The organism is Cohaesibacter gelatinilyticus (assembly GCF_900215605.1).
In the GTDB taxonomy this organism is placed as follows: domain Bacteria; phylum Pseudomonadota; class Alphaproteobacteria; order Rhizobiales; family Cohaesibacteraceae; genus Cohaesibacter; species Cohaesibacter gelatinilyticus.
On the sequence record NZ_OBEL01000006.1, the window covers coordinates 89,442 to 100,422 of the forward strand.

Sequence of the window (10,981 nt, forward strand, 5' to 3'; positions counted from 1 at the left end):
ATTGAATATCAGTGGCACTTGCGCTCTAGCGCTTATGAAATCAGCTTTAGTGGCAAATCCATGAAAACATGCTCCTCAAGGGGCACGTCCTCTATCTGTTTGCCATAGAAACGAAATTTGGTGAGTACGTCATCCATCTGCTCGTCGGATAGTATATGGGGCTCTCCAACGGCTTTTGCGCGACAATAATCTCGCGCCAGACCTTCCACCTCACCCGCGAGCCAATATGCATTGGCAAGAGAATCGCCATACGCCACTTGCCCATGATTGGCCAGCAAACAAGCTTTTCTATCCTCAAGAGCGATCATCATGGTTTCGGATAGAACATCCGTTCCAAAAAGTGCATATTCTGCACAACGAATATTCTTACCGCCAGCCACCGCCACCATATAATGAAAGGCTGGAATGGATTGACGCAAACACGCAAGTGCAGCTGCATAGCTGGAATGCACATGCACGACAGCCTGGGCATCCAGCCTGGCTTGATAGATGGCCAAATGAAAGCGCCATTCACTGGAGGGCAGATAATCACCGCGATAACGCCCTTCCAGATCCATGAAGACCAGATCATCCGGCGCCAACTGATCATAAGCCACACCAGATGGTGTGATCAGAAAGCCATCTTGATAGCGAACGCTGACATTGCCCGACTTGCCATGGTTGAGACCGCTATCATTCATGGCAAGGCAGGTTTTAATCACCTCTTCACCGAGTTTCCAACATTCATTTTTCGACATGATGTGCCCTCAGGGAAAGAAACTTATGAGCCCGTTGCTACATTCTGACGGATCAGTGCCAGCACTTCACGCGGAATTTCGATATGTGGCATATGTCCAACCCGCTCAAAGACATGGGTTGCAATCACGCCCGGCAATTTATGACTTTGACGGGTTGGCAGCACTCGATCCTGCGTGCCCCAGATCACCTTCACCGGAAAGGAGAAGTCAGCAAATTGTGCGGTCGGCAGGCATTTTTGAACATTGCCATCGATGATGGCTTCCGCAGTTGCCTGAACCGCATCCAGCGCACCTGGATTTTCACGATATTTTGCCACCTGCTCAGCCAATGCTTTTGGCACTTCAAATTCCCAGCCAAAGAATTGTTCCAGCAGGATATGGATCTGATCCACATCCTTAGCCTTGGAATAATGCCGGAGTAAATTGTGATTAATTTCGGGACCAAATCCGCCAGGTGCCAAAAGCGTCAGCGATGCCACAAGCTCTGGTTTTTTGAACGCAATCAGGGACGCCGTAGCACCACCCAGCGAATGACCAACCAGATGCACCCTTTGTTCACCAAGGGCCTCCAGATCTGCCATGATCGCTTTGGCCGCTACCATGGCGTTGCAGCTCTCTGGATAATCAAGGGATCCGCCATGCCCTGGCAAATCAAAAGCGATGGATCGAATGGAAGAAGAAAGGCCAACCTGAAGATTGCCCCATCCCGTCAAATCTCCGGCAAATCCATGGATAAAAACAACCAACTCCCCTTCTTCCGGGCCCATTTGAACATGATTGAGCTGTGTTTGTGCCATTCTTCTTCACTCCCGATTTGACTTGGCAACAGCAAGGCACGCCACAGAGGGATTAGCAAGTGGCTGTTTGCGAAGTTCCAAAACTTCACAGCCCTTTCCAGATCTTTTTTGCGGCGAACAGGACAACCAGACATTAAAGCTTTACTGATAGCTTTACCGGGCATGCACAAACAAGCGAGCCCAGATGGCACAACCGACCTACCAATCAGATGAGCAAACAGTCTTCAGCACTGCCATTAAAAAGCAAGCCATTCTGACCTTTGCCATTCGTCTGGCCGGGGCTGGCTTGCTCTACCTATTGCAGATTTTCCTAGCTCGCCTGCTGGGAGAGCAGGATTATGGACTTTATGCGCTAGTCTGGGTCTGGGTCATTGTTCTCAGCCAGATTTCCTGCATGGGTTTCAATACCGCAATCTTACGTTTCCTGCCGCAATATCTCCTTCATGACAAAGCAAGTACCGCCCATGACTTTCTTCTGACAGCCCGCAACACAGCGCTCGGCTTTGCTTCCCTCTTCGCCATCATCGGCCTCGTGGGAACCTTTGCATTTTCAAGCTGGCTGGAGCAAAACCATCTCTGGCCTATTTATCTTGGAATGGCATGCCTGCCACTCTTTGCATTGGGAGAGATTTATGAAGGCGCAGCACTGGCGCGATCACACATTCTGACCGCCTTGCTGCCATCCTTTATTCTGCGTCCCTTGCTGGTTTTCATCTTTCTGCTCGCAGCTTATCTTCTCGGCCTTCCCAGCAATGCAACAACAGCCATGCAGGCCGCACTCCTGGCAACTGCACTGGCAACAACCATTCAAGTGCTTGGTGCCAATCGCATACTGAAATCCGCTCTCATTGATTCTTCTGAGCAATCAGTCAATGGCACATCAGATCATCAGCAACTGTTCTGGTTTCAAACATCCGGTCCACTTGTCCTGCTGGATGGCTTTTACCTTATCACGCTCAACGCAGACATCATCTTGCTCGGACTATTGGTGGGGCCTGAGCCAATCGCCATCTATTATGCTGCGGTCAAAACCTTGGCACTGGTCGCCTATATTCATTTTGCCACCAGTCTCGTCGCAGCCAGGCCTTTTGCAAACCTGTTTGCCAGCAAAGCCGATATGCGTGAGATCAATGCGCTCTATCGCAAAATGACACATTGGACATTGTGGCCATCCATAATCACAGCCTTGGCCATTATAGTTCTGGCACCATATATTCTGCGATTGTTCGGCTCCAATTACATGCAAGGTCAAAGCGTCATAACCATCCTGACAATCGGATTGATTTTTCAAGGAGCTGTTGGGCCGGTTCAGAATGTTCTGAATATGGCAGGCCAACAGAAAATGTCCGCTAAATCCGCATTCGCCGCAATGGCTATCAATATCGCTTTGAATCTGCTGCTTATTCCTATTTGGGGCATTCAAGGTGCCGCCATAGCAACCACAATCGGCACCATCACACAAAGCATCATGATGCTGTGGCTAGCCAACAAGACACTGGGTTTGTATCCGGCATTTCTACCTCATCCCAAAGCAACACCAATCAGGACGACGGTCCAAGCCCGTTAAAGACAATTTGGGTGTACATCTCAACCAGTTCCTCAATCGAATAAGGTCCATCAGGATTGTACCATCCACAAATTCCACTGAGCATGGCGATAAGCGCTCGGGCGGAGACCTTGCTATCTGGCATCGACCAGCGGTTTTGCTCGATTCCACGATCCAGAATATCCTTCAAACGCATTTCATAGCGACGACGCAAAGCGACAATCTTGGTGTAATTTTCAGCCTTCAGGCTGCGCAACTCCATATTGCCAATGAAGACCTTTTGCTTGCTCGCCGTATACCAGGTGATGTGATACCGCACAAAAGCCCGCATTGCTTCTTCTGGATCATCAATATCAGCAAGCGCCGCATCCAACTCTTCGTTCAGCTCCAGAACGATGGAATGGAGCAGTTTGAACAGCAAGTCCTGCTTGGAAGCGATATGGTTATAAAGTGACCCAGCTTGAATGCCCACTGCCCCTGCCAGTTGGCGCAAGGAAACCGCCTCATAGCCATGTTGATAAATCAGCTCGATACCTGCTTCATAAATTGCCTTGAGGGTCTTCTCCCCGCTCGATCCGGGTGCTCTGGACATGCAATCACTTCCTGTCAGATAATCTCTTCTATCGGTATGCCAACAGGCATGAGTTAAGTCCTATCTCACTTCAAATCATTTGTCAGCCCCGCACAAGTCCACAATCATTCCCAGTTCTTTTATGATAACTGGTCAATCCCATAGGCAAAAAATCCATCTGATAACTTTCCTTGCCGAACCCACGTAACCAACGCCCACAAAAGCTTTATTCACAAAGCAGTGGATTCTCACATCCCGCTCCAAACCTCGCTTGACAGAGAAGTATGGGAACCCTATAAGCCACATCAGCCTCGCTCAAGAGAGCATATCATTGGTTTGGCGGAGTAGCTCAGTTGGTTAGAGCAGCGGAATCATAATCCGCGTGTCGGGGGTTCAAGTCCCTCCTCCGCTACCAAATTTCCCCAAAAATTGAATATGATGCGATCTTCTTCTTGAACATATCAAGATGTCGAACTTGATCAATATGGTGCGCTATCGCAGGCTTTCCGATTTCCTGGGTCTCCTGAAGCATATTGAGCAAGTTTTATTGGATCTATCTGAAGCCAATCACCCATGAATGGGTGATGCAAACGAACGTCCCCTTTGGCTACAACAATTTTGAGATAAGATGTCGTGGTGATGCGGTTTATGTGTCCAAGTCCAGAACTGGCAGGTCGCTCACTGGCAGCAAAATCAATAGCCAAACTCTGACCACCCAATTCGCAAAACAATTATGAAAACATAGCAAAGAAATCACCTGAGGCCTGTTTCGACGCCTCAAGCAATGTCACAGCACTTATTGCATGGAACAATCGATCAAATCGGCACACCCATATGGTAGCTACCCGCACCTCCAGCATCGTATGTCCCCTTGCAGCAAGAAATTCAGACGCTGCTACGAAGCCAGAGGTGCGGGCGGCTCCAGGTTCCCCGAGAGCAACTCCTGATCATCGGGGCCTTGATTATTTACGAAGATGTGCTGGTAAAAAACACGCTGAGAGACAAAGAAATGATTTTCTATGTGAGACCATCAAGAAGCAGACAATAATCAGCCAGAACAACATCACGAGTTAACTAGCTCAGAAGCAAATCCTTACATTTAGTTGCAGAAAAGTTGCGACCACCCAATATGCCATATCTATGAGCTAAAGCTCGAATATATTGTTTCGTCTTCGCAATTCCGAAAAAATTCCGGTTTGCAAGACTGGCACAATATCAGTCATTGTCAAAACACTGGGTGCCTGCACAGATCTCAAACAGACGCTTTTATCAAAGCAGTACTGTCATTGATAACGAAAAGGGCCGCAGCTCGCTATGCAAACTGTGTACGGACACTTTTTCTTTTCTTCAGACTATCTTGTTCGGCTTGTCGTCGTTCCCATCACCATGCATACTACCTCCCCGTAACAAGGAAACCGGGCAGGATCTCCTTGTTGTGATATGTGTTCCAAATTCATGAAAAGAATAACAACTTAAGTTATTTTTTTCAATAACCAGAGTTGCTATTTCAACCTATGGATGACCGATCCATCGGCGCTCGCGTCAAAAAAATTCGCAAAGACAAAGGCTTGAGGCAGGACCAAGCCGCAAGAATTCTGGGTATATCCACCACAGGATGGCAGAAAATTGAGCGAAATGAGAGCTTGCCAGGGGCGGATACACTTCTGCAGTTCGAAAAATTTGGTGCAGACCCTGGCTGGGTACTGACCGGCAATCACAGTACCAATCCCAAATATGAAGGGTTCGGTGAACCGCAACAGGCAAGCCCCTATTCGTACCCCGGTTTCGAGCCGTCTTTGGAAGAAAACATATCTGAAAATGAACAATCTCAGCATCTAGATACTGAACTGTTGGAATTGGTTGTCGTAACGGTAGAAGACTTTCTGGCATCCCACGATGAACGCCTTGCACCAGACAAGCTTTGGCTGACCTATATGACCTGCTATCGCCTTCTTCACAAGAACCATGAAGAATACAAAGGCACTTCATCAACCCTCGGTGTAAAGAAAGTGCTGCAAGATATATTATGTCTCTCGATAAAATAAAGACACCACACGCGGGCGAAGACAGGGACCCTTCATCACAGCAAATTACCTAGGTTCTGTTGACAAACTGGATTCCCAAATCAACTGAGATATGATTCAAGATAGCTTTCAAGGAGGCTATCTTGGCGCGATTGACTATGAGCGATGCCGAATGGGCATTTTTCGAACCTTTCATCAACTCGATCCGTGGTCGTGGCGGTCGCCCGGCGGGAGATCATCGCTTGGTGCTAGACGGTGTCTTCTGGATTGCTCGTACTGGAGCACAGTGGCGTGACCTTCCAGAGGAGTTCGGCAAATGGTCGTCGGTCTATCGCCAGTTCCGACGCTGGACGTTGGCGGGTCTCTGGGACATGGTTCTTGAGGTGCTGAACGAGAGTGGTATCGCACCAAATCAGGTTCAAATGATCGATAGTACCGTCATCCGCGCTCATCATCAGGCAGCGGGCGCAAAAGGGGGACTCCAAAAGAAGGTTTTGGCCGTTCAAAAGGTGGTTTCACGACGAAAATTCACCTGATTACGAATGCACATGGCTTACCCATCAAGGCCGAGATATCACCGGGGCAGTGTTCCGACTATACCGGTTACGATCTGTTGCAGGATGAGGATTTGCCAGATCCAAAGGTCTTCATTGCTGACAAGGGCTATGATGCGAATGCAATCAGAGAGGATGTTGAGGGCAAGGGAGGTATTGCCATTATTCCTGGAAGATCAAATCGCACGAAACAGCCCTTTCTCGACCCTTTCGTCTATGCATTGCGCAATCAGACCGAGCGCTGCTTCAACAAACTCAAGAATGCCAGGCGACTGGCAACCCGATATGACAAAACAGCAAAAAGCTATCTGGGCTTCATTCACATCGTATCAGCAAGGCTTTGGATCAAACAGTTTGTCAACAGAACCTAGCACACCCCAAGCTCCTCTATATTGAGGCAGGATCCACGTATCTGGAGTTCAAGTTCCTCCTCCTCCACTGCCAAATTTCCCATAAAATACAGCGCATCGTGAAACCACTGTTTGAATGCGGCAAGTGTAGAACAGCATCAGTTTTGTCACAGAAAGTTTTGAGTTAAGGAGGTCAAATAATAGCCGGAGCGCAAGACGTCATCCATTCCAACTGAGTACTTTCTCATCACAGAAAACGACGCTAAAACAATACTATAAATAAACCGTGCACAGGTCTCCTAACACTCATCATCAACTCAACCTCGCGTAAATGCCTCACATTCAAAGCACTCACGGAAAACTTCGATGTTACACTTGAAATGTGAAGCCACCACACCTATTTTGCCGTACGGATTTAAGTACTTGAAATCAGTCAATGTACATGTCATCTAAGAACAATGACTTTCAAAAATTAAATTTTGCGACGTTTAAACTTGGACAATCCAAAAACCTCAAACGTGCCCTAGATTTCCATTGAGGAAATGCATTACATCTGGAATATTTTACGTGAGAAAAATGCTTTATCGAAATAAATTTAATTATAGAATATTAATTCTCTTTATTATTTTATCTTCCATTATATTAATTTCTGTAAAACCGAAGATTGTTTCAAAACTTGAAGGGAGGTTATTAAGAACAAATTTATATTTTAAGTCAAAATCTCTAATTAATAGATTATTATACTCAGAAACAGACACCATAAGGTTTGAAGGTGACTCTATGGTCGCTGGGATTAACTACAATATGAAAACCCAAAAAGTAGATGTGGTTTACGATTGGCGCGAGGACTTCAAAGACGCTTCTATCCACGGCCTATCTGGCGCACCTTTAAACGTAATATCTTGGAAGCTAATTCCAAAAATGTCGGAGACCATTATTGTTTTTGCTGGTTTCAATAGTATCAAAAAGCTCGATAAATCAGAACAGGATGTTATCGAGGATTACACTCGTATGTTAGAACGTATCAAGTTGGTGACCGATCATTATATATGCGTCGGAGTACCACCTATCGTTCATTCCAAGTCTGACATTTGGTATCCTGCAGGAAAAAAATCAGTAACTCAAGAATTACATCAATAAATAAGAAGATTAGCCAGCTTTGCACAAGTGGGTACATTGATGTTGATTCATTTTGGACAAAATCTGATACAGACGATGGAGTTCACCCAAACAGGCAGGGCTACTCCAAGATAGTTTCAAAAATAAAACTGATGCGCTAATATCATAAATGTAAATCCGAAGGTAGTTGAAGTAAATTCGATCATATTTTCAGAACTGTTGGTCTACTTTCCCATCAAGCTCATTTTCGTTCCGTTGTAAACCGCCGAAGATCCTCTCGATGGCGCAGGAACATTCTCTTATCGTTTCTACCATAATCATCACCCATGATCGTAGCATAGAATGGAAACCAACGACGCTGATGGCCAGTATCACGACGAGATAGCTTTCTTGCAAAGTTTGAAAAATCATCAGGCTCCAAGGCTTTTTCCGCACCTTTGTCCAACATGATTACCTCTTAAACTGTTGCAGGTTATGAGCGATATAGCTACTCCCCACCTGCATCTTCTTAACTCAAGTTCCAGCAGTGGCCCCAGCCATCAAAAGGGAAAACAGAGAGTCCGTGATCAAATGAACCAGCATTCAAAATGCTAACCATAAAAGATCGTAGTCACCAAGCAGCATCTTGTCCAGACGAGAGGAAATGTCTCGTCTGGATCATCAACCAGAATAGCGCTCAAAAGCTGATCTAGACCGATTGTGGTATTGAAGATGTATCACCTTGGGCGAAGAAGTAGTCCCGGATCATGCTGCCATGGCCTCCCGCCAAAGCGCATCAAATTGATCATTACTCAAATTCAGAACGCCCTTGAGTCGCAAGACCAATGGATGATCAGGTTCGTACTGGCTGGCATTCTGCCAAGCGTTCAGCGCCTTCTTTTTGGCCTTTACATCCGGGATGACGTTTAGTGCTGGCTCTACCTGTTCATCCAGGTCATGATCAATCAGAGCATCGATGAGCTGCTTTCGTGTGACTGGCTTCAATGGTTCCAGTGCAGATTCTGGTGGAGAAACGGCCGCACCATCTATAATCCGCCAACCCACCGTCATATCTGCATCCACTTGAACAAAATTCTCTTTGTCTGGTAGTCCGTGAAGCTCGCCGCAAATAGCATAAACTTCGCCAGTATCAGCATTGTAATTTGCAAACATCATCATGCCTGTACTTCCTCCAAAATGACACTAGAAACACCATATTCTGCGTTCGCACCAGTACCACCGCTGATAGTATGGTTGATAGCAACGGTTTGTGCTGATCCACCCGATGATTGGGTCATGATCTTGTAAATATTCTCCCCGGCACCCGGGGCTTCATCAAAGAAGTTGAAGGAAAGCAACGAGGGAGTATTTGAAATTTGTACATCAGAGATGGTGGCGATATAACCATTCGCCCCGTTGTCTCCCCCACCTGTACCACGAATGAGATCTACACCATTGCGAGTAATGTAATAAGTAACGTTGTTTTCACTTTCACAAAATATATGAACTGCCCCCTTCACTTTGTTCCCGACTGCAATATTTTCAATTGTCGTCGAAAGAACAGCAACTTCAACACCTTTGGCTTCGGTCCATGTAGGTGCAAGATAAGTGGCATGCGTGTTGGTGATGTTTGCCACTTTGTTTTTGGCGACCCGCTCAACCTCATCTGCCTTTGCAACGGCAGACGCAATATCTGCCAATGCACCTGCAGCAGCCAAGACCCCCGAGTCATCCACCCCACCTGATACCTTGATAATCTTGTTGACGATCAGGGATTTGGAACGAGTTTCAGAAGCAATACGTGGCTGGCCATTGATGCCATCAGCAATCGCTGTTCGAACAGACGTCTTCCCGTCACTTGCTGTTACTTTTTGTGTCCAAGTACTATCTGTTCTGTCATTGATCGCACTCCCCCCAGAACCCTGACCAATGTTGCTGCCATGAGCAAAATGGTCATGCCAATGCCCCTGTAATGCATCCTCTTGGCTCACACCAAGCGCTGCTTCGTCTGGGTTGATTGCCCCGGATGGATCCCAAGTCCGAGACACGCGGCCAGCAAAGTTAGGCAGGTTGAAGGTAGTTGAGCCATCGCCATTGCCATAGCGATAGACCCGGCATTTCGTTCCGTTGGCCGTCGCATTTGCGGAAAGGGTGATTTGGTTCGCACCATCAACCGATTGAATGGTTGTACCAACAGGAATTCCAGCGCCTTCAATGGCCATTCCAGCCCTGAAGCCTTGAGCCGAGCCGATACTAGTCATGATCGCCGAGCCATTTGTAATCGTCACCGTGAACTCAGGAGCAAGGGCATCATGCAAATCGGAATAGGTGGACCGGCTAAAAGCCGACCCATCAGCTCTTGCCCAAAAAGCAGGAACGGCATCTACAGGCCAATCAATCAGTGCTCCAACGGGCACACCTGAAGGAACCTCCTCCACAGCCATTGCACCAAGGACAGTTCGCATTTCTGCGGCTGTATCTTTGGCAACCAGTTCGCGGCCTTTGTCGCTCGCTGGAATAGGGTTTGCTGCTTGCGCTGCATCCCTTGCCGCAATCGCTTGATCCTTGGCTGCCTCAACCAATTGCTTCATGGTTGCAACTTCATCCCGCAAATTTGATGTAGTCTGTGCGCTTGAGGCCGCATTGACTGCTTCATCATCTGCAGCGAGGATTGCAGCAATGTTCGCAGCACATGTGATAATATCTGCCTTTACCCCAACCAAAGATTTCACTTCAGAAGCAACATCAGCCAGCCGTTCAATATCCGCCAACAAATCATCCAAGTCAGCAAGATCAGTTGACGCCTTGATTTTCACTGCACGGGAAACTTCTTCGCGAAGCTTCAACAAGCAAGAGGTCAACTTGTCCAAAGCACTTTCCAGAACTTCAGGATTCCATGCCCCCTGATTTGGAAGATCAACAAGTTGGTTGAAAGGTGGATTCAGAAGAAGTGTGATCTTCTCTCCCGTTGGTAATGGATCCGAAAGTGTCACTGATCCGGTCCGGTCAGCGTCAAGTGACACCTGATACTCATTCTCTGTAAGAACGGCTTCAACACCGCTCACACTGGTTCGAATTACGTGAAGGTGCGCTGCTTCATCAATTTTGAAATCAAAGTCAAATTGGATGACCACACCATTCCCGACATAAGGGCCGGATTTATTTATTTCTGAAGAGATTGTCATAGCAAACATCCTTGATATTGCCATAAAATGCTATATAAACAATATATCAAAGTAAATTGTGAATATCACAATTATTTATTCAAATTTTACAGACAACATCTTTTCAAAGGCCGTTCAGG

Annotated in this window: 9 protein-coding genes, 1 tRNA gene and 1 pseudogene; 5 read left to right on the plus strand and 6 right to left on the minus strand. The window is 46.9% G+C overall.

What is annotated here, in order from left to right; genetic code table 11:
* Positions 1-32: 32 nt before the first annotated feature.
* Positions 33-737, minus strand: a complete 705-nt coding sequence (locus CRO57_RS19960; RefSeq protein ID WP_097155278.1) for a class II aldolase/adducin family protein — start codon at positions 735-737, stop codon at positions 33-35.
* 23 nt (positions 738-760) lie between these two features.
* On the minus strand, positions 761-1,534 hold the full coding sequence (locus CRO57_RS19965) for an alpha/beta fold hydrolase (RefSeq protein WP_097155279.1): 774 nt from the start codon (positions 1,532-1,534) through the stop codon (positions 761-763).
* Positions 1,535-1,718: 184 nt separating this feature from the next.
* Here CRO57_RS19965 and CRO57_RS19970 point away from each other — a divergent pair, with 184 nt between their 5' ends.
* Positions 1,719-3,101 carry an oligosaccharide flippase family protein gene (locus tag CRO57_RS19970; protein ID WP_097155280.1) on the plus strand — a complete coding sequence of 461 codons (1,383 nt, stop codon included), beginning with the start codon at positions 1,719-1,721 and terminating at the stop codon, positions 3,099-3,101.
* On the opposite strand, the gene CRO57_RS19975 is transcribed toward CRO57_RS19970, so the two are convergent.
* Positions 3,076-3,672 (minus strand): TetR/AcrR family transcriptional regulator, encoded by a 597-nt coding sequence (locus CRO57_RS19975; protein WP_097155281.1) that lies wholly within the window; start codon positions 3,670-3,672, stop codon positions 3,076-3,078. The genes CRO57_RS19970 and CRO57_RS19975 overlap by 26 nt on opposite strands.
* A 317-nt stretch (positions 3,673-3,989) precedes the next feature.
* Here CRO57_RS19975 and CRO57_RS19980 point away from each other — a divergent pair.
* From CRO57_RS19980 to CRO57_RS24420, 4 genes and pseudogenes are all read left to right on the plus strand, one after another.
* Positions 3,990-4,066 (plus strand) — tRNA-Met (locus tag CRO57_RS19980).
* 1,099 nt (positions 4,067-5,165) lie between these two features.
* Positions 5,166-5,696, plus strand: a complete 531-nt coding sequence (locus tag CRO57_RS19990) for a helix-turn-helix domain-containing protein (protein ID WP_097155283.1) — start codon at positions 5,166-5,168, stop codon at positions 5,694-5,696.
* Between the two features lie 137 nt (positions 5,697-5,833).
* Positions 5,834-6,600, plus strand: a pseudogene (locus CRO57_RS19995) (IS5 family transposase).
* A gap of 546 nt (positions 6,601-7,146) precedes the next feature.
* Positions 7,147-7,719 carry a hypothetical protein gene (locus tag CRO57_RS24420; protein WP_141401285.1) on the plus strand — a complete coding sequence of 191 codons (573 nt, stop codon included), beginning with the start codon at positions 7,147-7,149 and terminating at the stop codon, positions 7,717-7,719.
* 220 nt (positions 7,720-7,939) lie between these two features.
* On the opposite strand, the gene CRO57_RS20005 is transcribed toward CRO57_RS24420, so the two are convergent.
* The 3 genes from CRO57_RS20005 to CRO57_RS20015 all read right to left on the minus strand — a co-directional run bounded on the left by CRO57_RS20005 (position 7,940) and on the right by CRO57_RS20015 (position 10,862).
* Positions 7,940-8,146 carry a hypothetical protein gene (locus CRO57_RS20005; RefSeq protein ID WP_097155285.1) on the minus strand — a complete coding sequence of 69 codons (207 nt, stop codon included), beginning with the start codon at positions 8,144-8,146 and terminating at the stop codon, positions 7,940-7,942.
* A gap of 296 nt (positions 8,147-8,442) precedes the next feature.
* Positions 8,443-8,856 carry a hypothetical protein gene (locus CRO57_RS20010; protein WP_097155286.1) on the minus strand — a complete coding sequence of 138 codons (414 nt, stop codon included), beginning with the start codon at positions 8,854-8,856 and terminating at the stop codon, positions 8,443-8,445.
* The gene (locus CRO57_RS20015; RefSeq protein ID WP_141401286.1) at positions 8,853-10,862 is read right to left on the minus strand and encodes a hypothetical protein; all 2,010 of its coding nucleotides are present in this window, start codon (positions 10,860-10,862) and stop codon (positions 8,853-8,855) included. Before CRO57_RS20015 ends, CRO57_RS20010 begins: the two co-directional genes overlap by 4 nt.
* Between the last annotated feature and the right edge of the window lie 119 nt (positions 10,863-10,981).